The sequence below is a fragment of the Roseivirga echinicomitans genome (genome assembly GCF_001592935.1).
GTDB classification, from domain to species: domain Bacteria; phylum Bacteroidota; class Bacteroidia; order Cytophagales; family Cyclobacteriaceae; genus Roseivirga; species Roseivirga echinicomitans.
In genome coordinates this window covers 1-23,883 of the sequence record NZ_LRDB01000009.1, presented here as the reverse complement: position 1 = coordinate 23,883, position 23,883 = coordinate 1, and the positions used below count along the sequence as shown (strand labels likewise).

Sequence of the window (23,883 nt, the reverse complement as noted above, 5' to 3'; positions counted from 1 at the left end):
AATTTTTTTTATCTAGATAGGAAAAATGCGGTTTACTTTTCTTGGCGCAAAGGTATGTCTAATCCCGATTAAACCAAAGGCTTATAAAGAAAATAGAGGTCAAAATGTTGGCGCATACCCTACTTAAAACTAGATAGCTGCAATTACTGTATAAAGGACACCAATAGTCGTGTCAATTTTTGAGTAGAATTCTAAAGACTGTACCTACATCCGCCTGAGACGACTTTACAAAGATCTTTCCCATATGATAGTTCTCAATAATTCGCTTCACCAAAGTTAAACCCAAGCCCCATCCACGCTTTTTGGTGGTAAACCCTGGTTTAAACACTTCTTTGATTTTGCCTTTTGCGATGCCCTTTCCGTCATCAGCAATATCTATAAACACCATTCCTTCCGATTCTTGCCCAACATTAATGGTTATTTTACCAATACCACTCATGGCATCTATTCCATTTTTTACAATGTTTTCTATTACCCATTCAAAAAGTGGACGGTTCATTTTGGCAGTGAGATTGGGTGCATCGGCATCTATAACAAATGATACCTTGGACGAAACTCTCGGCTTTAGATATGCAACGATTCCCTCAATTACCTCGAACACTTCCTCATTTTTTAGCGTTGGATCTGAGCCAATATTAGAAAAGCGGGAAGTAATCATTTCTAAACGTTGCACATCCTTGTTCAGCTCGGTAATAATGTCTTGCCGGTTTTCCATTTGCGGAAGTTCTCTTAAGTATTCCACCCAAGCCATTAATGATGAAAGAGGCGTCCCTAGTTGATGTGCAGTTTCTTTTGCCAAGCCTACCCAAACACGGTTCTGCTCGGCTTTTCTGGAGTAACTAAAAGCCAAATAGGCAATGAAAGCAAAAATGGCAATCACCGAAAGTTGAATATAAGGATAGGCGCTGAGTTGGCGTAAAAGCCGAGAGTTTCTGAAATAAACGTATTGAATGCTAACAATTTTACTACCTGGCCGATCTCTGAATAGAATTGGCTGGGGATCATTTTCTGTCTTCATTTGAGCCAAGGCCTTCTTCAAAAAGTCTTCCGCTTGGATAGTATTTAGGGAGCTGTCGATTTCAATATTTCTTGTGGTCAGAATCTCGTTAGTGGCCGAGTCCAGTATAATAACTGGCAGTGAGTTATCCGGACGAATAATGTTGTCAGTAATAAAGTTGAGTGAAGCACCATCTGCTGTGGTAGTAAACTCAACCGCCTTGGCCCAAAGCTTAATATTTTCTCTTTCCCTTTCCTTTAAGACATCAACCAGCTGGGTAGTGTAAATTATTGACCCCACCCCAATGATGGCCGCTACCACCAATACAATATATTTTATTGTGGATTGATTGGTGTAAAAGTCAATATTTAAAGAACCCTTAAACGGATTTTGCATATGGGAAGTAACGAAAATTAGATGAATCAATGTATACCCAGAACCCCATTCTTATTCAAAGTATGTTACTAAGCTGTTCTTAACATAGTATCCAAATCATTTAGAAAGCTATCCATCACACCTTGTTGTACGTGGTCCATCACTACAGTCTTCCATCTGATCCAGGTGAATCAGGTAATAACATGTCTTTTTAGTTTAGGCGGCCAAGTAACAGTGGCCATAACCCAATATGTTCGATATATGAGTTAAGAACATTAAACATTTTTATACAAAAAATATAAATATTAAAATAAAATAACTAATATTAAGTGTTTAAATAGATTATAAGTAACTATATGTTTTTTATGATTAAAATCTACACAAGACTTATGGGGGAAGCTGAATACCCAAAAAAGAGTAAGCATTAATTTAAATTTCATCACATGAAAAAGTTAAAAAACATAGTATCTCTTGCAGTGGTGATGCTATTTCTAAACCCAATTCAAAGTAACGCCAATATCAAAGAATGTAGTTGGTGGAGTAACTTATGGGGTAATTGTGAGGACAAAGCTCCTAAAGATTATGCATGTTATGGAACTATCACTATAGAAGTGGAAGTCCAAGACCAGTCAGGCAATGTCTCAATCAGATACCAAGAAGTTTCTGTTATGTCAGGAAACAGGATTGATTGTGTAGTTGGCAATACAGTCTGTAGAGAAGAATCGAAGTGTTAACAAAATGAGAGTGAGGTTTTTTCTCGCTCTCAAAACTCAATTAACCACTTAAAGAGATGAATAAACTCGTTTCAACCATTTTGGCTACTATTGTTGTTTTCGTTAGCAGTTGCGAAAAAAAAGGGAGTGAGTATAAAGTTCAAGATCAAAAAGTTCCAATTTTTCAAAATGCCGAACACCAAGTAGCTCTTGACTTCAAGGAATTTGATACGGATGATTCTAAATCATTGACTATTCAAATTGATTTGGATGATTACTTTAGGAAGGGGGTCAATATTTCAACTTTCTCTAAAAACTTAAGCTATACAATTTTAGAGGCCTCAGACAACTCACTAATTGGAGAAATTGATAATTTTTTTTTCAATAATGACGATTTAGTCATTGCTGATTCAAAGATAGCAAAGTCAGTATTTAAGTTTAAAAGCGATGGAACCTTTTTATCAAAAATTGGACGTTATGGTCAAGGGCCGGGAGAATACTTAAGCCCTACCAATGTATCTGTTGACAATGAAGAAATCTATATTCATTCTGAGTTTCAAGGAAGAATTTTTGTTTATGCTCAAGATGGATCCTTTAAAAAGGACTATCGAATCCCTTTTTTATTTGATGATTTCCACCATCAGCGAGACGGTTTTTTATTCAACACATTCAATAGGATAAATGGTCATATTCCTACTATTGCCAACTACATGATAGTGGCGACTTCCGATGAGTCTCTTCAGATCAATAATTCAGGATTCTATTTTGACCCTGAATTATATATGAAACTTCGGACAGGATATGATAACAGGTTGGTAAGGAGTGGAGATGACTTTTTCTTCATTAAGCCCTTTACTTCTGATATACATCAAATTGATTTAGAAGCTTCCAAGGTTACTGAATTAATGCATTTGGATTTCGGTGATAAGTGGATAGAGAAGGAGGCTTTAATAGAGATGCTTAAACGAAATCCTGTGAACATTCGAAGCCAAATAATGGAGAAAGGTATGGCGGTGATAGAAGAACTATTAGTTGGTGATAAATATTTCATGATAAAAATACTCTACAAGAACAGACTTCTTAAGTTTTTCATCTCAAGAACGACAGGAGAGGTGAATGGAGGAGCAGTGTTGATTGATGACATAGATCAATTAACCGCAATTGAACCTAGTTTTTTGATAGGGAATAAGATCATATCTCTTATTGAGCCATCAAAATTATTGAGAATAGTAGAGAAGGTCAAGCAAGAGAAGCCTCATGACTATGCTGAGCTGTTAAAGAAAATTCCACAAATTAAATCCCTTGAGTTCTCAGACAACATAATTATTAGAACACATGAATTTAATTAATTCAAGGAATAAGTTATTGTCTATTAGTTTATTGCTAATAGTGGCATTAACTATCTTTTATGCCTATAGAATGAGCAGAATAAATAAGTTAATTGCCCTTCAAGATGAGATTATTGAGCTTGATTTTATGAAAGAGACTCAGCTCCAAACCAAATTAGCCAGTCTAGAAAAAATTATTCAAGAAGGCCTTTACGCAAGAGGAAATAGGGTCAATGATTTTGAGTTAATTCATCTTAATAATGAGAAACTAAAGAACAACTTCCTTTCGAAATTAGTAAATAATAAAAGCCTCTTGTTCTTTTTTTCTAGAAACACTTGTAATTCATGTATCGAAGAAGAAATGGCTAACATATCTCAAATTAAAGAGAACATGAATCCATTGGACATAATAGTGGTAACGGATTATTCCAATGAGCGCGAGTTTCGCGTATTTACATCAAACTATGATTTGAATATCAACTTTGTCAATCTGTTAAATAAAGATGACGCTTACTCATTCTTTGGGAGCTCCCCTATAGTGATTGTTGTAGATAATGGGCTAATGATGCTTGATTATTTTAAACCACTTAGTGGGGATATTTTCACAAAAGAATATTACAGAACACTTGTGGTGAAACATTTTAAAAACCCATAATTTACCCTAGTCACCCCAACTCGGTATCCAAATCATTCAGGAAACTATCGATTACACCTTGTCGTACGTGGTCCATCACTACTATTTTCCACCATTTCACGTTGGTGCCATGTGAGTCGGGTACAAGCGTATACTTTTTGGCCAAAGCAGGGGATACATACTTGCCCCGAATGGTGACGATATTCATTTTAGGGTTCCGGAAGTATTCCACTCCACGTTCATTAAGGTTTCCGCAAAGTCGATCGGTTTTAGAAAGCAGCTGCTTAATTTTAGCCTTCCACCCTTCTGCACCATAGGTGCGCATGATCATCCAGACTGCTATAGCATTGGCACCAGAACGGCTACCCACCAAAGTATAATCTTTCCCCTTTACGTAATTGGCTTCTTCTGTAAGCGCATATTCCATAAAGCCCTTTCGAGTCAAATAAATGCCCGTACCATAAGGCGACTGAAGCATTTTGTGACCATCGAGAGTAAAGGAATTGATTTTTTGGTTTTGAAAAGTATAGTCAAGATTATCCGTAGCGAAGGGATAAATGTAACCACCAAAAGCACCATCGATATGTACCATATAATTAGTATCTAAATCATCTAGCCAACCCGTGATTTCATTGATATCATCCACTGAACCAAACATGGTAGTAGACATATTCATCACTACAATGAAGTGCTTAACCCCATCATCTTTCGCATTTTCAACACAAGCATCAATGCTCGGTTTGGTTACCCTTCGCGTAGTGTCGTCTACTTTCGAAACGTAAGATTTTAAACTCAGCAGATTACAAGCTTTCGGCATTGAATAGTGGGCGTCTTCAGAAAAAATAACTCCAATTTCGTTCGCCTTCACTTTGAATTCTACTTCAAAATAACGTTTCAGAATCCATATGGCTTGAATATTTGCTTCTGTTCCGCCAGAAGCTACATAACCATCAAACTCTTCATTTCCACCTTCAAAAATTTGCTGTGCACAAAGGTCAATCAGTTCCTTTTCAATTTTGTGCGTTCCTTCAAAAGCAGCTTCTGATTCGTTTAAGGTGTGACAACCAATATGGTTGGGGTTGGCAATCAGGGCAGAAAGGAAAGGGGCATCTTTCAGAAAGGGAGCATCATTATAAAATACTTCTGTATCCAGATAGGAGGCAGGTAAACCTAAAACAGGCTTCTCTCTGTAGTCTAAATTCTGCTCTAAAGCGTCAAAAACGATTTCCTTAATTTGCTGATGTGAGTAACTTTCCCAATACATAAGTTCAATTTCTACTTTCGCCCCAAAGTTCTGCCTTTTTGAACAAGCACAAACATTGTGATCAAGAAAAATAGAATGATTATACCATTTACCATTCCTGCCCACTTTCTAAGGAGTGGCATAGTTAATAAATCAGCAATAATTCTAGCGGCCACTGAAGCCTGAAAAACCCCAAACCATATCCAAATTATCCGATGAATGCGCGGCCCAGATTTGTGCAGGAGCGCTGGAAACATGATAGAGCCATGGGCGAAAATTATTGACATAGCAAAGCCCAAAAAGAAGCTATGCAAAAGTGCATCTAGAGCAAAGGCACCTGATGTAATAAAAACCATAAACACCGCAGCCATCAAAAGCCAGACATAGCCAAAAGTTAGCGTAAGGCCTGTGTATAAATAATGACCTTTCTTTTTAAGCAGCGGACCTGTCAAATCGAACCTCAGTAACCAAAGCGCAATGGAAATCATACCAGCAGCCGTCACTGTTCGACCAACGCCATGATAGGGTAGCATAAAGCCCACTAAGGTGATTAGTAAAAGCACATACAGTAACCTTTTGTGCTTATAAGAAAATGGCAGCTCCAGTCTTTCACCCACAATGGTAAAAAGAATAAAAGCAATCCACCATGGGAATACGGTGGGGTAGAACTGGGTTTGATAAAGCAAGACATTTCCAGCCATCCAGCACATGGCGCCAATTAAAGGGAGTAAAATGTCATACCCCTTGGTTGAGTTTACCAACAACACATAGATCATAACCAAGCCAAAACTGGCGCTAATTTGAAGTAAGTACCCAATGGATGCTTGATTTAGCAAAAAGGCAAAAATACTTAACCCTGAAAGCAATGGCACAATATAGGCCCAAGACTTTTTGATCATTATTGCCTTTTCAAAACAAATGAGTGAACCTAAAAAACCACCGAGCATCAAAACGCCATGAAAACCCGCCAAACCATACATTGGGATGTTCCAACCAATGCGTAACCAACCTGTCAGCAGGCCAAATACGAGGCCAACAACAGGGAAGAGTATGAAGGCGAGTCTTTTGGTCATCTTAAAACATTGTTTAGGTCGAATAATGTCAGGAACTTATACTTCTTCAAAAGCCGTTTTTTGTTTCAATTTATACAATAAATGTAATTTAGTTGCTCACGATTGTTGTTGATACACATCAGCGACAATAATGATATAGGTCATCATTATTAGTCTCTTCAGCAAAGAGAAAAGCGCATAAAAAAAGCCCGACTGCAAGGCAATCGGGCTTTCACTATTCTTTATATTTTTCAGTTATACTTTCATGGTAAACCATTTCGCGATGGTCTTCCAGTTCACTTTTGCCCCATACATCAATATCCCTACGCGGTAGACTCTTCCTGCCACCCAGATGGTGCCAATAAAACCTAGCACTAAGAAGGCCATTGAAAGTAGCAGTTGCCATGTTGGTACTCCAAATGGTAATCGGGCCATCATTACAATGGGCGATGTAAATGGAATCATAGATAGAGTTACGGCCATGGTGCTATGCGGGTCTTGCAGCACAAATGTTAATGAAATAATCCCCACAATGATAGGCAACATAATAGGCAACATAAACTGCTGAGCATCTTGCATACTATCCACAGCGGAACCAATGGCAGCGTAAAGTGCCCCATAAAGGAAGTAAGCTCCCAAGAAGTAAAACAAGAAAGAAACAACAATTTGCGCCACAGGTATGGTATCTAACATTCCCTGAATATTGGCCGCCATTTCTTGGTTTTGGGTCATATCAACACCGGCTGGCATTTGTCCAGACATTGCTTCCATCCCACTTCCGCCAAGGGCAGTAATCCCCACAGAGAACAGTGTAACCATCAATACAATCCAAATGAGAAGTTGCGTAACACCAACAGCACCAACGCCCAATACTTTACCCATCATCAATTGGAAAGGCCGCACAGAGGATACAATTACCTCTACAATTCTACTTGTTTTCTCATCAAGTACAGACTGCATAATCTGGCTACCATAGATGAAAATGAACATGTAAATCAAGAAGCCGAAAACATAACCTACCGCGGAACTGAGGTCAGTATTGCTTTCTTTGGCCTCTCCAGACTCAGATAAATTGAACGAACTCAAACTAACACTTACCTTGAGTGAATTAATCACAGCGGGGTCTAAGCCTGATCTGTCTAGTTTAACTGCTTCCAATTTTCTTTTAATTTCTCCCTCAAAATCCTTCATAGCCTGATTGCCAGGGTTGGTTTTCGAATAAAAAGAGAAATCACTATAACGGGTTTTAGAAGCATCGTCAAGATCAATTTCTGGGATATGGATCAGCCCATAAACATCATCTTCTTGAAACTTCTCTTTTGCCTCATCTAAACTGCTCGACAGAAAGGTATAGGCATAACCAGTATTACTAAAAGAATCTTGGAAATAACCACTTTCATCAAGGACATAGACCTCCTTTGACGAATCGCCATCATTTGTACCTAAATAAACAATCCCAAAAATAACGGCTGGGAAAATCAGGGGAATAAGAATGGTGGCCAGTAAAAATGACTTCTTCTTTACCCTTGTCGTATATTCTCTTTTGAGTACTAAAAATATCTGTTTCATCTTTTGTTCCCTCCTTCCACAATTGAAATAAATATATCATTCACTGAAGGAATGACTTCTACAAACGAATGCACTTCGGTTTTAGCAATTAACTGACTGAGCAAATGATTCGGGTTATGCCCGTTCTTCGATTGAATAATCGCCTCATAAAAACCGTCTTCCAAATGCTTGGTGTCTAGTAATTCATATTCGGCACCTAAACCAGAGAAGTCTCCTTTGTACTCCACTTTGTATTTATCCGATCGGAAAGAATTCTTGATTTCCTTTTTAGTGCCATCCAAAATCTTTTCCGACTTATTGATCATCGCAATGTGCTCACAAAGCTGCTCTACAGATTCCATTCTGTGGGTAGAGAAAATAATAGTTGCCCCTTTATCTCTCAATTCAAGAATTTCATCTTTAATCAAGTTTGCGTTTACTGGATCGAAACCTGAGAACGGTTCATCCAAAATTAGCAACTGTGGTTCGTGGATTACGGTGGCGATGAATTGAATTTTCTGCGCCATCCCCTTTGAAAGGTCTTCTACTTTTTGACCCGCCCATTCGGTAAGGCTAAGCTTGTCGAGCCATTTTTTGATTTTGGTTTTCGCTTCTGATTTCGACATGCCTTTCAGCTGTGCCAAATACATAAGCTGCTCGCCTACTTTCATTTTTTTGTACAGGCCACGCTCTTCGGGCAAGTAACCAATAATTTCAACATGACGTGGGTTCAGCTTTTCTCCATTAATGAGGACTTCGCCTTCATCTGCCATGATGATTTGGTTGATGATTCTGATGAGTGTGGTCTTCCCAGCTCCGTTTGGTCCTAGTAGGCCAAAAATAGACTGTTTGGGAATGCTTATGCTCACATCGTTCAAAGCTCTATGCTCGGCATAGCTTTTCGAGATGTGATTGGCTTCGAGTATATTCAAGGTTTTGTGGTTTTGTGAATACTTTAATTTAATCGGTACTACGCACCTTTAAATGTAACACAATATTCAAATTCAAATCCTATATATAGTCAAGAACCTGCTGAGCGGATGATGTTGTCGATTTGTGGATTTTTGAGGCTTCGGCCTGTTAGTTTTTAGCAAAAACCACATTCCCCATAGAGAGGTCAATATTGAATGTCAAAAGGTTTGGAGAATCTTCTTTGTAAGAAGGGTTCACATAAACATTGTCACGAATGGATACAAAGTTACTTGGTATTTTAAGCTTCCTAAAGGACGTGTCTTTAATGCGGATCATCATCGGTATTTCCTCAGCTGGAAGGTTGATGGTAAGGCTGCCAGCCCCTACGCGTGCCCAGATCTCACTGGCCAACTCCGGGCTTTCGTCAAAATTCATGGTCAATGTTCCAAAGCCCACTTCGGCAATTACCGTTTTGGCCCTTGCCATATTCAGCCGATCAATTTCAACATCGCCCAAATCCACGTTCACCATAAAGGTGTCCATCTCTATCAGATTTTCCATTTTAGAATGATAACCTACTTTAACATGCGCATTGCCCGAGGTGATTTTCATATTCTCCACCGCAATGTTCGACAAGTCTATGTATGCTTTCCCTACCCCGTAATTCAAATCGAGGTTATAGGGTTTGAAGTGGGACAAGTAAATGTTCCAGTAATTTTTAGTGTCGGTGGATTTCTTTCCAAAAATCTTCGTGAGCTTACTTGTGAAACCCTCTTTTCCGCTGTCATTTAAGTTGAGCCAAGCGTTGAGTTCTTTCCCTTCCACTTGCTGACCAAATTCAGGAGTTACATACTCTTCCTCACACAGTCCCATTATACTAATTGGAGTGTCACCATTTCTGGTACGGATTTCACAAGTGCCTGAACTGGCTTTAAGATAGAAATTGATTTTTTCGCAGGAGATATCATCCTGCACTGCAAAATGGGTTTTTGTTTGTCCCCACACATCTACGTCTGCAATCCCAATACTTACAATTGCCAGCAATATTACCCTATACATGGACTTGAATACGAGTTGTGGAGAATAGGGTTGCAAAATATAAAATTACTGATTTTCAATACAAATAAAAAAGGAGTCGGTTTGCACCGACTCCTCAAATATAAACTTGTATTTTAAATCTGTCTAGAAAAACTCTTTTACCTTTTCAAAAAAGCCTTTTTCACCTTTTTCTGGTTTAGGCATCATGTTATCCGACTTACTCAATTTCTCAAGCATATCGCGTTCTTCTGAGGTTAGTTTTTTAGGCGTCCACACATTCAAATGAATAAGCTGGTCACCTTTCCCGTAACCATTAAGATCTTTAATTCCTTTTCCTCTTAAGCGAAGAATTTTTCCACTTTGAGTTCCTGGATCAATCTTGATGCGCACTTTACCATCAATGGTTGGCACTTCGATACTGGTACCCAAAGCCGCATCTGTAAAGCTGATATAGAGATCGAACAACACATTGTTGCCGTCTCTCTTTAGTTCTTCGTGTTCCTTTTCTTCGATGACAATTAACAAGTCGCCAGCAATGCCACCACCTGGTGCCATATTACCTTTACCCGACATTGAAAGTTGCATTCCTTCGGCTACACCTGCTGGTATTTTGATCGGAATAATTTCTTCCTTCATTTCTAAACCAGTGCTATCAACTCCCGGAGGGCGTTGATCGATGGTTTTACCGCTACCGTGACAAGTAGAGCAAGTACTGGCCGAAACCATTTGCCCCAACATGGTATTCACCACTTTCTTTTGTTGGCCAGAGCCACCACAGGTAGTACAGGTTTTAAACGTAACTCCGCTGGCACTTACCAAACGGTTCACTTTTATTTTCTTCTCAACACCATCGGCAATTTCAACTAGTGTAAGCTTAAGCTTTATGCGCAAGTTTGAGCCTTTGCGTTGACGACCTCCTCGGCCTCCGCCTCCTCCAAAAAAGCTTTCGAAAGGACTACCTCCGCCTCCTCCACCAAAGATATCTCCGAATTGAGAGAAGATGTCATCCATGTTCATGCCGCCACCCTGACCGCCAGCACCAGCGCGCATGCCATCATGTCCGAAACGATCGTATTGGGCTCGCTTGTCTGCGTTGCTCAATATTTCATAGGCCTCGGCAGCTTCTTTGAACTTGTCCTCTGCTTCAGGGTTATCTGGGTTTTTATCGGGGTGAAATTTAATCGCCATTTTACGATATGCCTTTTTCAGCTCATCGTCCGATGCCGTTTTACTTACCCCTAGTATGTCGTAGTAGTCTCTTTTTGCCATCTTATGCTCCTATCACCACTTTTGCGAAACGAACTACTTTCTCTCCTAAGAAGTATCCCTTTTCTACAGTGTCTATTATCTTTCCTTTTAGCTTATCATCATCCACAGGGAATTGAGTAACGGCTTCGTGAAGTTCTGGATCGAAATCAGTTCCCTTTTCCGTTTTCATCAATTTAAGCCCCTTGGCTTCAAGTGTTTTAAGCAATTTCTTTTGAATCAACTCAAAACCTTCTTTGATCACTTCAATATCTTCTTGCTTTTGATTGGCTTGTTGTGCCCTTTCAAAATCATCTATTGTAGGAATCAAATCAGCCATCAAGTCCTGTGATGCTGTTTTGATCAAATCAATCTTCTCTTTGGCGTTTCTTCTTCTGAAGTTCTCGAATTCAGAATACAGCCTTAAATATTTGTCTTTTGCTTCAGCAACCTCAATTGTTAGCTTTTCCTCGGCAGTCAACTCAATAGGCTCTTCTATTTCTTCTTCATTCTGCGCTTCAGTAGTCTCATTCGCCTCTGTCTCTTCAGTAGCAATATTGTCCTTTACTACTTCTTCGTTCTCTTGCGCTTCGTTTTTCTTCTTCATCGATTCTTTATCAGTTTTTAAAAATGCCGAAAACATTTTTCTCATTCTCGCCATTTTACCTCCTTAAAAACAGACGCTCGGCTACAATTATATTGCCAAGCGTTCTTTTGTGTCATTCTGACATAAGATGTAAAAGGGAATGAGCTTAATGTCAGCTTTCCAATTAAGATTTAGCAGGATTCAGTTTGCTCCAAAGCAGATCTTTCAGCTCTTGTAAACCCATTTGAGCGACAGATGAAATAAACAATGTAGGCAGGGTTTTGGGCAACAAGGCCTTCATTTCCTCAATCATTTGCTCATCCAACATATCGGTTTTAGAAATGGCCAAAACGCGCTCTTTGTCCAAAAGCTCTGGGTTATACTTGGTTAACTCTCCTAAAAGGATTTCGTATTCCTTGGCCACATCATCGGCATCGGCAGGTACTAAAAATAGCAGCAGAGAATTGCGCTCAATATGACGCAAAAACCTCAAGCCCAAGCCTTTTCCGTCTGCGGCTCCTTCTATAATTCCGGGAATATCCGCCATAACAAACGAGCGATGGTCACGGTAAGACACCACGCCTAAATTAGGTACGAGTGTGGTAAATGGATAGTCTGCAATTTCTGGTTTAGCAGCCGAAAGTACAGAAAGCAAAGTTGATTTACCCGCATTTGGGAAACCCACCAAGCCGACATCAGCCAAAAGCTTAAGTTCTAGAACGAAAATGGTGTCCAAACCTGCTTCGCCTGGTTGGGCATAGCGTGGCGTTTGGTTGGTAGACGTATTGAAGTGCTGGTTTCCCAAGCCACCTCTACCGCCCTTGGCGAGTATAATTTCTTCGTTGTGTTCCGTGATTTCACAAACAATCTCATTGGTTTCTGCATCACGTGCAATCGTACCTAATGGCACCTCCAAAACAATGTCTTTTCCATCGGCCCCCGTACTTCCATGCCCTGAACCACCTTCGCCATTACTTGCGAAAACGTGTTTCTGATATCTAAGGTGAAGCAAGGTCCAAAGGTTTGTACTTCCCCTTAAGATGATATGACCGCCTCGGCCGCCATCACCACCATCGGGACCACCCTTGGGTACGTGTTTTTCTCTACGCATGTGTACAGCGCCTGCACCTCCATTGCCCGATCGGCAATAAAGTCTGACGTGATCGATAAAATTGGAACTGGCCATAGTACGTATTTAATGTGTGTTCAATTTAAAGAATAGTTTAAACCCAACTCACGGTATTTATGAAAACAAAAAAGATGATCAACTCGAAAGTGACCATCTTCAAATTAATAATTTTTACCGTGAAGATTAAGCGTATTGCTTATCAATTGTCTTTTCGATTTGTCCGAAAATTGAATCAATAGAGCCTACTCCGTTAACCTTACAGATTTTATTTTGTTTTGCGTAGAACTCGGCAACAGGTACAGTTTTATTGTTGTACTCCTGAATTCTTACATTAATTTTCTCTTCGTTTTGATCGTCTGCTCGTTCTGAGGTTTTGCCTCTTTCCAACAGGCGTTTCTTCAACTCTTCAACTGGCACTTCAAGCATTACCATGCAAGAAATGGAAGTATCATATTTCGTTAAAAGCGCATCCAAAGCTTCGGCTTGCGCCACTGTTCTTGGAAAACCATCGAAAATAAAACCTGGAGCAGATTTAAATTCCTTCACGGTTTCTCCCACCATACCGATGACCACTTCATCCGGAACAAGCTTACCGTTGTCCATAAAGCCTTGTGCTTTTTTGCCCAACTCGGTGCCTTCTCCTAAATGCTTTCTGAATAAATCTCCGGTGGAAATATGCTTCAGCCCGTACTTTTTAATGATGTTTTCGCTTTGTGTACCTTTCCCCGCTCCTGGAGGGCCGAATAAAACTATATTAACCATTTACAGAATTAGATTTTGAGGCTTCAAATATAGTGAAGGAATTTTTTAGGCTTCCTTCAATTGATAAATATCTTTGAGATTTCGGCCATGGCCGTTGTAATCTAGGCCGTAACCTACTACAAATTTTTCAGGGATCTCAAACCCCACATAGTCCAGTTTCAGGTCCTTTTCAAGCTTTTCGGGCTTCAACAACAAGGTTGCTACCCGAATAGATTTTGGTCCTCTTTCCTGAAAAAATTTAATTACCTCGTCCATTGTCAAACCTGAGTCAACAATGTCTTCAAGCAAAATTAGATGCCTTCCGAATACGTTCTCTTGCAGCCCGAGTACTTGTTTTACATTCCCAGTGCTCTCCATTCCTTTGTAGGACGCCATTCGAATGAAAGCTATTTCTGAAGGCACATTTACAGCCTTCATCAAGTCACTGGCAAACATAAATGAGCCATTCAAAATACCAATGAACAGCGGATTCTTGCTCGCGTATTCCTCGTTAATGTCTTGGGCAATTTCAGCAATGCGCTGCTGAATTTTGGTTTCGTCTAAATAAACCTCAAACTCCTTGTCTCGAACCTTGATCGTTTCCACAGGTAATAAATTTTGGCGCAAGTTAACAAATCATAGGTCAGGTAAGCTCGACAAAATCACTTTTCATTTTTAAGCAACTGCTTGACTAAAGTTTCCAGAACAAGAAAACCGCTAATCTAAAGTGTATTGATCCAGACAAAATACTTGGTTACTATGAGGATTCTTTAATTTATGATTGCTAAAAGCAGAAAGCAAACGAGTGCTAAAACTCATAGACACAAATAGTATTTGACATGAAAAAACTTTTTCTACTAGTCCCAGTTTTGCTCCTCTGCTCTTGCGGAAGTAAAGAATCAAAAAACAATAATTCCAACGCAGAACTAGGTGATTCATCCGTCCCAATTAGAATTGATATTTCGCTAACCGACACCGAACTAGTCACTAGTGATTTATATGAAATAGACTCAATTGTGGCACTTGAAACTATTGAAGCTTCACTGATAGGTGATATTAATAAACTTGAAATTTATGACGGAAAGCTCTTCATATTTGACAGGGACGCGGTAAATAAATTAGTCATTTTTAGCAGTGATGGAAGCTATATTGGAAATATCGGGAGACAAGGGGGAGGCCCAGGAGAATATGATAAGATTAGGGATTTTTGCATTGATAGAGAAAACTCAAGAATAATTATTCTCGATAATCATTATAACCTTCTCTTTTTTGATTCAGAGGGTAATCATCTAGAAACGCATAAACTTGTAGCTCCTGCAGGCAGCATTGGGATTGTTTCCAGTGGAGTAGTAGCTCTATTTACCGAAATAAAATCATCATCTTATCCATATGGAGACTTCAAGCTTAAAATTTATGACTACATAAAAAAAGAGGTTATTGGCACTAAATTTTTAGCCGATGAACCGCAAATAGTCCCTAGTTCCAGTCATCCCCTTTCTCAAACAAGTTTAGGTCTACGTTTAGCCTATTCTACCACCGACACCGTTTATTCGGTTTTAGCCAATGAGGTAAGGGCTAAGTATCTTGTGAATTATGAAGGCAACTTAAAGAGGCCAGACGATTTCTTCGAGAATTTACCGAATGTGGAAAGGCGGTCAAAATATATAGTGGAAAGTGGTTATGCTGGGCCGCCTAGAAACTTTATAGAGACAGACCAACATATATTCTTTCGCTTTTCACTTGGTGGGAGAATCTACCAAAATCTATTTGATAAAACATCAGGGAAATTAATCCTTTCAAATAAGAACGTGACCAATGATTATTTCATGGGTTCAGGCAAGGAAGCTCTATCCCCTATTGCTGCAACTGAATCTCAATTTATACTATCGATAGAGCCACAATATGTCAAAATGTATCGCGACATGTACGCATCCAAAGGTAGAGACATAGAATATCACCCAATTCTTAAACCTGTTTTGGAAGGCATAAATGGGGATGAAAATTCAATGCTGCTTTTTGTTAAAATGAAGTAGAAAATTATTTCACCGACTTAAAGCTGTTCCATCAGCACTTTGTACAAAGCAATCATGCAATCGATGTCGTGCTTGTGTACTTTCTCGTCTGGGCTATGTACATGATCTTCAGGTGCGCCAACAAAACACCAATCAAACGGATAAGGCGAAAGCTGAAGTTCGCGGCCATCGCTAGAGCCAGCGCCTTCTACTTCAAGCTGAAAATCAATACCTGATTCCTCAGCAATTTTGATGATTTTCTGAATATAACTTCTACGCGGAATATTTCTGTCGCGCATTGAAATGGCTACGCCTTCTCCATGTGGAATGCCTTCAGTTACCCAAGTAATATCTGAAATCAAGGCTTGTCTCACTCCCCATTGTTCATACATGTGTTTGGCCAAATAGGGCACTGCTCCTCCTCCATGTTCTTCCCAACAACCAAAAGCAATTACTCCGTCCTCTAAGGTTTCAGCCACTTTTAATGCATTGAACACCCCCAAACGGTTGTCCATATAGCAAGACTGAATATATTCATCATTCTCACGGAAATCGCACTCAAAAACCAGTTCTGTTCCGCGCTCAATGCCTCTTGGGAATTTGTAATAAAGGTGCCCTTCATCTTCAAATAATTCGCACTCAATAGGCCCCATTGAATCTTCTCCTACCAATTTATATCCAGTCTCTGCCTTTGGCCCGCCAATGGCCACCAACTGATCGTTGTAGCGCACAGTAAAACCAATGCTGTCCATGTGAGCGAAAATTGCAGTACGTGGTGTACCGAATTTGAGCATTACGCAGTCTTGAAATTCATCTCCGAAAATTACTTCCGGTTTGGTCTTCCATTTAGAAGCATTGACCTCCACGTAATTTAAGATGAACTCTTTCATGGCAACTTCGTTTCCAGAAGGCGCATGAATTTGGCAAAGGGTTTTAAGCAGTTTGAAATCCATAAGTGAGAATTTGGCCAAAATTAAGTTGGTCTTTTGTCATAGCCTAGCATTGTCATGCAAATTCACCTTTCAACCGATATTGTTTAAACGAGTGAATGTTTCCTTTAAATTTGCAGGAATTTGAAAATTGAATGAGAGTACTCAATACATCAAACAGCATTGCCAATACTTATTTGGCCGAACTCAGGAATGTTGAGGTGCAAAACGATCGGTTGCGCTTCAGAACCAACCTGCAGCGACTGGGTACTTTGATGGCCTATGAAATCTCAAAAACGCTCCATTTTGAAGAGCAAAAAATTCAAACTCCTCTGGCCATCACTTCTGAACAGACCATAAGCGATTCCATTGTTTTAGTATCCATCTTAAGGGCTGCGGTGCCCTTTATGAATGGCTTCTTGGATGTGTTTGATCGTGCCGAAGCTGGTTTTATTGGTGCCTGGCGAAAAGAAGGAACCGAACAAATAGAAGTGGCGTTGGAGTATTTGGCTGCTCCAAATTTGGACGGAAAAACACTGATTTTAATAGACCCGATGTTGGCTACTGGTAAATCGCTGGTGGCCAGTTTGAATCAGATTCTGAAAAACGGTAAACCTTCCAGTATTCATTTGGCCTCAGTAATTGCCGCACCAGAGGGAATTGGATACTTAAAAAGAAACATCGAGCACGAGCACGAGTTATGGACTTGGGCGGTAGATGAAAAATTAAACGATAAATCATACATAGTGCCCGGTTTGGGCGATGCGGGTGATCTTTCATTCGGGTCAAAACTTTAATTCATGCTTCTGAGTACGATTCTAATTCTTGTTTTAGGTTTAGTTACCCTTATAATAGGCGGTGAAATTCTTGTAAAAGGAGCTTCCAAATTAGCCCTGCGTTTTAACGTAAGTAGCTTGGTGGTTGGCCTTACGGTAGTTGCATTTGGCACTTCGGCACCAGAGCTTTTAGTCAGCTTGAATTCAGCACTGAAAGGGGCACCCGATTTTGCTTTAGGGAACGTAATTGGCTCCAACATTTCCAACTTGGCTTTAGTATTAGGAACAGCAGCACTTTTTGGCTTTATCCCAATAAAAAAAGACAGCGCAAGGAGAGATTGGCCTGTAACATTAGGCTCGTCTTTGCTCCTCTATATTTTTGCCTATAACGGATTAATTTCAAATATAGAAGGGGCCATTCTCGTAATTCTATTGATGATTTACTTAGGTTCACTGCTTTACGTCACCCGTAAAGAACAAATCAAACTTGACATTGAAGCACCTAAAGACCAGCTAGAAAAATGGGGGATTGCTAAAGATATTTTTCAGGTAAGTTTAGGTGTTGTCTGTCTATACTTCGGAGCCGATTGGTTTATAGGAGGCGCTGAAGAAATTGCCGTTGACTTTGGCGTATCGCAGCGAGTCATTGGGCTTACGGTATTAGCCTTGGGCACAAGCTTACCTGAGCTTTTCACTTCCGTAATTGCAGCTCGAAAAGGAGAAACCGACCTTGCTTTAGGGAATTTATTAGGCTCAAATATTTTCAATGTACTTTCCATTGTAGGGATTACAAGTATCATTAAGCCGCTTTCGGTGAATATGGATATTCTCCACACTGATTTTCCATGGATGATTGGTATTACAATACTCATCCTTCCTTTGATGATCTTCCGTAAAAGACTAGGAACGCCTTCAGGAATTATCCTGATCGCATCGTATCTTTTATATGTGTTTTTCTTATTGAAGTAATGTTAGAAAAGGCCCTTACCTATTTTGGAATTTATTTATTGGCTTGTCTCAAGTCCATTTTTCCGCCTTTGATGGGGCCAGCCGCTGGTATGAGTCCATTAGAAATTATCATTATCACCATGGCTGGCTTGATGACCAGCGTAGTGCTGTTTTCCTTTTTAGGAGAGAAGATCAAAAAGAATATTCTACCCATTTTCATTAAAAAGAAAGGTAATTTTTCACCGCAGAGCCGAAGAATGGTACGCATATGGACGAAATACGGCATTATTGGAACCTGCTTTCTCACCCCTCTAATTCTATCTCCAGTCGGTGGTTCTCTTTTGGTATCAACTGTTGGCGCTCCCCGCAAACAGGTCTTTTTCTATATGTTTATTTTCGGTCTTTTTTGGTCAGTCGTCTGGACATTCTCAGTGGACTGGCTGATTAATCTGGGCTTGGTTGGTTCGAGGTGATATTGAAGACGTTTTCGTTATTGCTCCTTCGCTGAAGCTTTCACCGCTGGTCGTAGTCTCTGGCAAAGGACTAAGCGAAGAAGCAATGACGGTTTAGAGACGGCTGAACTTCCTCTAAACTTCCAGCTCTTAACTCTTAACTCTTAACCCTTATCTACTCAAGCCTAATCACTATCTTAGAGCAAAGAGATATTACAATGGCCCTGATCAGTAAAAAGAAGATTCCCTTTAAAATAAGCGAAGACCTACGCGCCTACCTTTTGCGCTACAAAAGACTCATCGAAGTGCCCATTCAGTACGATGATTTGCTGCGGTATAACAATGCCATTCCGCTTTACAATTCTAAAGGCGATGACACCCTTTGGGAAACGGTTTTCTATCCACAAGACGACATGAAGGACATTTACTTGGCCCTGAAAAAGATTTACTCTGTGCTAATGGCCGATGGAGATGTTGGGGTGATGGAACACTTAAAAGTAGACCGAGTAGACCTCTGTGCTTTTGGCAATACAAAGCCTTTCAGGGTGCGCATTGTCAACCAAATCAACGATAACTTCGATTATTTCTATGTAAAGAATGCGGATGCGTCCAGAATTTATGGGCTGGAGTTGGAGCATTTGCTTTCACCCAACAGAATGAGTTATGTCGTTCATAAAAATACCTTAATTGAAGAGCATATTGTGGGCATTCCAGGAGATGAGTTCATCAAAAACCACATGCACAGTAAAGTGCTTAACGAGATTAGGCTGGCCAAAGAGTTTGTAAAGTTCAACGAAAGATGCTTCGTTCGGCTTTTGGGCGATATGCACTCTAGCAACTTCGTAGTGAGTGTAACGCCAGATTTTGAAGAAGTTACGTATAGGCTGAAGGCCATAGATTTTGATCAGCAATCTTATGAAGGCAGAAAAAGCGTTTACCTGCCTCAATATTTCAAACAGAATAACGAACTGATTGAATTGGGACTTAAGCACATGACCCCAGCAACGGTAAAGCAATATCAAAAAGAAGAACGCTCATTGATCGCCAACCGACTTAGGGTGGAGCGTTATCGGGTGTTGGACCTTATCAATGCCATGATTAAAGATACGCTGGCTTTTCCAGAGCAGGTGAAAAAACTCAGGAAAGACCTCGCTAAATACTACAATGAAAAAGCATTTCTAAAGTGTACCAACATGGGACAAATCGTTAGGCTAAGCCTCTGGATGGTGATTAAGAAGCCAGATTTATATGGTGAAAAGTGATGCTAAAAATGCTGATGTAATCTAGTGTGGTTTATTTGGAGGACGAATGCCCTGATGAACGCAGTGGGTTTTGCCGTATTTTATGATATATGTCATCTGAGATTATGAATAATGTTAATGCTGTTTGATGTTGAGAGTTGTTAATTTGATGTTATGGACGTAAGGTTGAAGTTTTTAGGTGGAGCACAGTCGGTTACTGGTTCAAAGTATTTGTTAGAGCTTGATAAGCGCAAGCTGCTAGTCGATTGTGGTATGTTTCAAGGTTTAAAAGAGTTGAGACTCAGAAACTGGGATGAATTCCCGATGGACGCCACAACCATTGAAGCGATTGTTCTAACGCATGCCCATATTGATCATTCGGGTTACCTACCAAGAATAGTAAACGAAGGTTTCAATGGGCCGATTTACTGCACGGAAGCCACCGCTTCGCTTTTAGAAATTTTGCTTTTGGATGCCGCTAAACTGCAAGAGGAAGAAGCAGAGTTTGCCAAACATAAAGGTTATTCTAAACACAATCCACCGTTGGCGCTCTTCAATACAGAAGATGCAACAAAGGCACTCGAAATGGTGGTGCCCATACCTTATCAAAAACCAGTGAACGTTTTAGATTCCGTAACGGCTACTTTTTTCGATGCGGGTCATATTCTTGGGTCGGCCATCGTGTCGCTTAACATTCAAGGAGAAACCCAGCAGAAAAAGATCGTATTCTCAGGCGATTTAGGCCGTTATAATCAGCCCATGTTAAAGGATCCATATGCGATGCATGATGCGGATGTCCTTTTTATTGAGTCCACTTATGGCGACAGGGACAATGTAGCCGAAGACATTGAAGGGCAGCTGGCCAGTATTGTTAAAACTGCATTTGATAATGAAGGCTGTTTACTGATCCCTTCTTTTGCGGTAGGCAGAACCCAATTACTGCTCTACTATTTCCACCGCTTATTAACCACCAATCAGATTCCGGCATGCGATGTTTATATTGACAGCCCTATGGCCATTAGTGCGACTAATTTGCACAAAATTCACCGTGACGATCACAAACTCAGCATAGGGATGGGCGAACATGAGTCCATTTTCGATTACCCACGCTTTAAATATTACAGAACTCAAGATTCTTCTATGAGTATCAACAGCATAGAAAAGAATGCAATCATTATTTCAGCCAGTGGAATGTGTACTGGTGGAAGAATTATGCATCACTTGTTCAATCGCTTGTCACGAAAAAATGATACGCTTTTGTTTGTTGGTTTTCAGGCAGAAGGAACACGAGGCCGCAGGATTCTAGAAGGAGAGCCTACTTCTCGCATTTATGGTATTGAAGTGCCTGTTAAATGTCATGTAGAACACATCAATGGATTATCTGCACATGCCGATAGAAGCGAATTAATGCGTTGGGCAGGTCAGTTTAAAGAAGCGCCAAAAGTGACTTTTGTGGTGCATGGTGAATTGAAAAGCGCCCATCACCTGGCTTTAAAGCTCAAAGAAGAGCTCCATTGGTCAAACGTAATGATTCCAAGATACTTGGAAAGCTTTGAGCTTTTTACAGGAATTTAATTAGTGGCTTTGGCTGTCTTATATCGCAGCTGTAGCCACCATTTCTACCAATAATTCTGGACGAGCAAAAGGGGCTTGAACACAGGCGCGAGCGGGAGGGTCATTTTGGTCTACCCAAGCATCCCAAACTTCGTTCATTTGGCCCACAAGGCTCATGTCGGAAACAAAAATCTGTACCATCAGCAGTTTGGATTTATTAGAACCCACGCTTTCCAAATGTGCGTCTATTTTATCCAATACACTTTGGGTTTGGCCTTTCATATCTTGCGTGTCGTCTTTGCATACTTGACCAGCCAAATAAATGGTGTCGCCATGCATTACAATCTGACTCATTCGGTGCGATTTGTTCAGTCTTTCCATCTCTAATGTTTTTTGTGACTTATAATTCTAAGCTATATAATCTTTTTTGAACTATAGATAATAAACCAAAAAAGGTGTCCTTATGAGACACCTTTTCAATTCAATATTTTGGGAATGCTTATACCGAAAAACTCTCTCCGCAACCACAAGTGCGCGAAGCGTTCGGGTTTACAAACTGAAAACCTTTTCCGTTCAGTCCGTCAGAAAAATCAAGGGTAGTGCCCAATAGGTACAAAAGGCTTTTTCTGTCCACCAGAATTTTCACGCCTTTGTCTTCAAAAACCTCATCTTTTTCCTTTATTTCAGAATCAAAATCAAGGTCATACATCAGGCCAGAGCAGCCTCCGCCTTGCACCGAAACTCTAATGTTATTATCATTCGCTTTTCCTTCCTTAGAACGAAGTTCGAAAATTTTATCTTTTGCTGAATCTGTTACAGTTATCATTAGGCCACAGGATTAAGTACTATACTAAAAACGGTTATTGTGTTGATGTCGCGTCCATAATATAATTTATCTAGCGCATCGTACATATTGCCCGCCCTGAAATACGAGGTGTGCAATTCTTTTTCACCCTTCGCAATCCACTGAACGGTATAAGACTGGTATTTGTCTTTGTAAGACTTTACGTAGTCCAACATTTTTCTCAACGCATCGAGCTTATCAATGCCCAACACAGACTGGAAAAGAAAAGATTGATTGTGCCTTGGGCTAATCGTAATCAGGTCGAGTTTGGTTTTGCCCTCGCTCTGCTGAAACTCAAAGCTCAATTCACTTCCTTTGATACTCAAATGGCTTTCAATCTCGCGTTGAAGCTTAATACTCTCTACATGGATATCTGTTCCGGCACCCGTCATATGCGTTGATTTTTTTATGCTGCCCAAATGCGATAATTTGGACTTCGATTAGAAACAGGCACAAGGCCTCGAAAGTTTCCTTTAATTTACAAAGATAGTTAATGATTCAATAAGTCTATGCGAAAGATAGAACACATCGGCATTGCCGTAAAGAACCTAGATAATTCCAATGCCCTATTTGCCAAGTTGTTTGGGGAGCCTCATTATAAGATAGAAGACGTGCTGACAGAAGGAGTGAAAACCTCATTTTTCCAAGTAGGGCCCAATAAAATCGAATTACTGGAAGCCACTAACCCCGACAGCCCAATCGCCAAGTTTATCGAAAAGAAAGGTGAAGGCATTCACCATATTGCTTTTGATGTGGAAGACATTGCGGCCGAAATTGCGCGCTTAAAAGCGGAAGGTTTCACCGTACTCAACGAAACACCCAAAAAAGGAGCCGACAATAAAATCGTTTGTTTCCTTCATCCCAAATCCACCAACGGAGTATTGGTAGAGCTTTGTCAGGAGCTGAGGTAGTTATTGGTTATGAGTTAAGGGTTAAGGGTTAAGGGCGACAGACCATTGATTCATATTATAAATTTCTGCTACCCATTATTTTGATTGGAAGGATAAATTCAAAACAAGAGAAGAAAATCAGAGAAATTATCGATAGAAGTCTTTCAGATTCTGATAAGTTTACTGTCCAATTTGATAATAATGCTTTAAGCATAGAGTCTGATAAGCAGAGCATTATTCATCATATAATGTTTATTGCCTTCATTATTGTTCCAGTCTTAGCCATTTTATGGTATGATAGATCATTCTATAGTATTGCTGTTTCTGCGTTATATTTTTCTGCACTTAGTTACAGCTATTTCAATATCTTGAAGTATGAAGTAAGTGTCGTTTTCAAACTTAAAGAACGAGTGTTGACTTGCAATAATAGAGTGGTTGAGAAATTTGGCGGAAAAATAAAAACCATAAGTTTTGAAAATTTAGACTCGGTCGAGTTTAGTTATGTGACATACGCACGCTGGTTTGCCAAACGTTATGTGAGAGTGTACTTTCGAACAGCGAGTGAATCTATCCCCATTATCGAAATCAGAGATGAGTTTAAAGCAAGAAGGTTAAAATTCATTTTAACCGAGATTGTTAAATAATAGGCTCATTTGTGAAACCCTTTCCTCAATCAAAAGTTTCCCTAATTGACTA

At 39.9% G+C, this 23,883-nt stretch carries 26 protein-coding genes; 11 read left to right on the top strand and 15 right to left on the bottom strand.

Translation table 11 applies throughout. The features are described from left to right. Nucleotides 1-172: 172 nt before the first annotated feature. Nucleotides 173-1,393: a sensor histidine kinase gene (locus tag AWN68_RS08525; RefSeq protein WP_068414061.1), complete on the bottom strand. Its 1,221-nt coding sequence runs from the start codon at nt 1,391-1,393 to the stop codon at nt 173-175. A 422-nt stretch (nt 1,394-1,815) separates the two neighbouring features. On the opposite strand from AWN68_RS08525, the gene AWN68_RS08520 reads away from it, so the two are divergent. The 3 genes from AWN68_RS08520 to AWN68_RS08510 all read left to right on the top strand — a co-directional run bounded on the left by AWN68_RS08520 (nt 1,816) and on the right by AWN68_RS08510 (nt 4,068). After that, nucleotides 1,816-2,106, top strand: coding sequence for a hypothetical protein (locus AWN68_RS08520; protein WP_068414058.1), 291 nt, complete (start codon nt 1,816-1,818; stop codon nt 2,104-2,106). Between the two features lie 56 nt (nt 2,107-2,162). Next, on the top strand, nt 2,163-3,434 hold the full coding sequence (locus AWN68_RS08515) for a 6-bladed beta-propeller (protein WP_068414055.1): 1,272 nt from the start codon (nt 2,163-2,165) through the stop codon (nt 3,432-3,434). Between the two features lie 70 nt (nt 3,435-3,504). Continuing rightward, complete coding sequence (locus AWN68_RS08510) at nt 3,505-4,068, top strand: thioredoxin domain-containing protein (protein ID WP_157716136.1); 564 nt, start codon at nt 3,505-3,507, stop codon at nt 4,066-4,068. 10 nt (nt 4,069-4,078) lie between these two features. Here the strand turns inward: AWN68_RS08510 and AWN68_RS08505 are convergent, their stop codons facing one another. From AWN68_RS08505 to hpt, 10 genes are all read right to left on the bottom strand, one after another. Then, complete coding sequence (locus AWN68_RS08505; RefSeq protein WP_068414051.1) at nt 4,079-5,311, bottom strand: pyridoxal-dependent decarboxylase; 1,233 nt, start codon at nt 5,309-5,311, stop codon at nt 4,079-4,081. Nucleotides 5,312-5,322: 11 nt separating this feature from the next. Then, nucleotides 5,323-6,363 carry a hypothetical protein gene (locus AWN68_RS08500; protein ID WP_068414048.1) on the bottom strand — a complete coding sequence of 347 codons (1,041 nt, stop codon included), beginning with the start codon at nt 6,361-6,363 and terminating at the stop codon, nt 5,323-5,325. 234 nt (nt 6,364-6,597) lie between these two features. Beyond that, nucleotides 6,598-7,911: an ABC transporter permease gene (locus AWN68_RS08495; RefSeq protein WP_068414045.1), complete on the bottom strand. Its 1,314-nt coding sequence runs from the start codon at nt 7,909-7,911 to the stop codon at nt 6,598-6,600. After that, the gene (locus AWN68_RS08490) at nt 7,908-8,822 is read right to left on the bottom strand and encodes an ABC transporter ATP-binding protein (protein WP_068414044.1); all 915 of its coding nucleotides are present in this window, start codon (nt 8,820-8,822) and stop codon (nt 7,908-7,910) included. The genes AWN68_RS08495 and AWN68_RS08490 overlap by 4 nt, the downstream gene beginning before the upstream one ends. 148 nt (nt 8,823-8,970) lie before the next feature. Next, on the bottom strand, nt 8,971-9,861 hold the full coding sequence (locus AWN68_RS08485) for a hypothetical protein (protein WP_068414043.1): 891 nt from the start codon (nt 9,859-9,861) through the stop codon (nt 8,971-8,973). A 123-nt stretch (nt 9,862-9,984) separates the two neighbouring features. Continuing rightward, nucleotides 9,985-11,109, bottom strand: coding sequence for a molecular chaperone DnaJ (gene dnaJ / locus AWN68_RS08480; protein WP_068414041.1), 1,125 nt, complete (start codon nt 11,107-11,109; stop codon nt 9,985-9,987). Nucleotide 11,110: 1 nt separating this feature from the next. After that, entirely contained in the window at nt 11,111-11,737 is a 627-nt protein-coding gene (locus tag AWN68_RS08475; RefSeq protein WP_245657989.1) for a nucleotide exchange factor GrpE, read from the bottom strand. A gap of 118 nt (nt 11,738-11,855) precedes the next feature. Then, nucleotides 11,856-12,857 (bottom strand): GTPase ObgE, encoded by a 1,002-nt coding sequence (gene obgE, locus AWN68_RS08470; protein WP_068414038.1) that lies wholly within the window; start codon nt 12,855-12,857, stop codon nt 11,856-11,858. A 126-nt stretch (nt 12,858-12,983) separates the two neighbouring features. After that, nucleotides 12,984-13,562, bottom strand: a complete 579-nt coding sequence (locus AWN68_RS08465) for an adenylate kinase (protein WP_068414035.1) — start codon at nt 13,560-13,562, stop codon at nt 12,984-12,986. A gap of 45 nt (nt 13,563-13,607) precedes the next feature. Beyond that, nucleotides 13,608-14,147: a hypoxanthine phosphoribosyltransferase gene (gene hpt, locus AWN68_RS08460; protein WP_068414100.1), complete on the bottom strand. Its 540-nt coding sequence runs from the start codon at nt 14,145-14,147 to the stop codon at nt 13,608-13,610. Nucleotides 14,148-14,380: 233 nt separating this feature from the next. On the opposite strand from hpt, the gene AWN68_RS08455 reads away from it, so the two are divergent. Beyond that, nucleotides 14,381-15,574 carry a 6-bladed beta-propeller gene (locus AWN68_RS08455; RefSeq protein WP_068414032.1) on the top strand — a complete coding sequence of 398 codons (1,194 nt, stop codon included), beginning with the start codon at nt 14,381-14,383 and terminating at the stop codon, nt 15,572-15,574. A gap of 17 nt (nt 15,575-15,591) precedes the next feature. On the opposite strand, the gene AWN68_RS08450 is transcribed toward AWN68_RS08455, so the two are convergent. Next, entirely contained in the window at nt 15,592-16,506 is a 915-nt protein-coding gene (locus AWN68_RS08450) for a M20/M25/M40 family metallo-hydrolase (protein ID WP_068414029.1), read from the bottom strand. 131 nt (nt 16,507-16,637) lie between these two features. On the opposite strand from AWN68_RS08450, the gene upp reads away from it, so the two are divergent. The 5 genes from upp (at nt 16,638) to AWN68_RS08425 (ending at nt 21,474) form a co-directional block, all read left to right on the top strand. Continuing rightward, entirely contained in the window at nt 16,638-17,279 is a 642-nt protein-coding gene (gene upp, locus AWN68_RS08445) for a uracil phosphoribosyltransferase (RefSeq protein WP_068414027.1), read from the top strand. Nucleotides 17,280-17,282: 3 nt separating this feature from the next. Next, on the top strand, nt 17,283-18,227 hold the full coding sequence (locus AWN68_RS08440; protein ID WP_068414024.1) for a calcium/sodium antiporter: 945 nt from the start codon (nt 17,283-17,285) through the stop codon (nt 18,225-18,227). Next, nucleotides 18,227-18,679 (top strand): hypothetical protein, encoded by a 453-nt coding sequence (locus AWN68_RS08435; RefSeq protein WP_068414021.1) that lies wholly within the window; start codon nt 18,227-18,229, stop codon nt 18,677-18,679. The genes AWN68_RS08440 and AWN68_RS08435 overlap by 1 nt, the downstream gene beginning before the upstream one ends. A 197-nt stretch (nt 18,680-18,876) precedes the next feature. Continuing rightward, entirely contained in the window at nt 18,877-19,920 is a 1,044-nt protein-coding gene (locus AWN68_RS08430; RefSeq protein WP_068414019.1) for a hypothetical protein, read from the top strand. A gap of 153 nt (nt 19,921-20,073) precedes the next feature. Next, nucleotides 20,074-21,474: an MBL fold metallo-hydrolase RNA specificity domain-containing protein gene (locus AWN68_RS08425; protein WP_068414014.1), complete on the top strand. Its 1,401-nt coding sequence runs from the start codon at nt 20,074-20,076 to the stop codon at nt 21,472-21,474. A gap of 18 nt (nt 21,475-21,492) precedes the next feature. Here the strand turns inward: AWN68_RS08425 and AWN68_RS08420 are convergent, their stop codons facing one another. The 3 genes from AWN68_RS08420 to AWN68_RS08410 all read right to left on the bottom strand — a co-directional run bounded on the left by AWN68_RS08420 (nt 21,493) and on the right by AWN68_RS08410 (nt 22,716). After that, nucleotides 21,493-21,834: a RidA family protein gene (locus tag AWN68_RS08420; RefSeq protein WP_068414012.1), complete on the bottom strand. Its 342-nt coding sequence runs from the start codon at nt 21,832-21,834 to the stop codon at nt 21,493-21,495. A 118-nt stretch (nt 21,835-21,952) separates the two neighbouring features. After that, the gene (locus tag AWN68_RS08415; RefSeq protein WP_068414010.1) at nt 21,953-22,279 is read right to left on the bottom strand and encodes a HesB/IscA family protein; all 327 of its coding nucleotides are present in this window, start codon (nt 22,277-22,279) and stop codon (nt 21,953-21,955) included. Next, nucleotides 22,279-22,716: a hypothetical protein gene (locus AWN68_RS08410; protein WP_245657988.1), complete on the bottom strand. Its 438-nt coding sequence runs from the start codon at nt 22,714-22,716 to the stop codon at nt 22,279-22,281. Before AWN68_RS08410 ends, AWN68_RS08415 begins: the two co-directional genes overlap by 1 nt. Before the next feature lie 90 nt (nt 22,717-22,806). Between AWN68_RS08410 and mce the strand changes: the two genes are divergently transcribed. Together mce and AWN68_RS08400 are read left to right on the top strand one after the other, a co-directional pair. After that, nucleotides 22,807-23,208 carry a methylmalonyl-CoA epimerase gene (gene mce, locus AWN68_RS08405; protein WP_068414007.1) on the top strand — a complete coding sequence of 134 codons (402 nt, stop codon included), beginning with the start codon at nt 22,807-22,809 and terminating at the stop codon, nt 23,206-23,208. Between the two features lie 80 nt (nt 23,209-23,288). Then, on the top strand, nt 23,289-23,831 hold the full coding sequence (locus AWN68_RS08400; protein ID WP_068414004.1) for a hypothetical protein: 543 nt from the start codon (nt 23,289-23,291) through the stop codon (nt 23,829-23,831). Nucleotides 23,832-23,883: the final 52 nt, after the last annotated feature.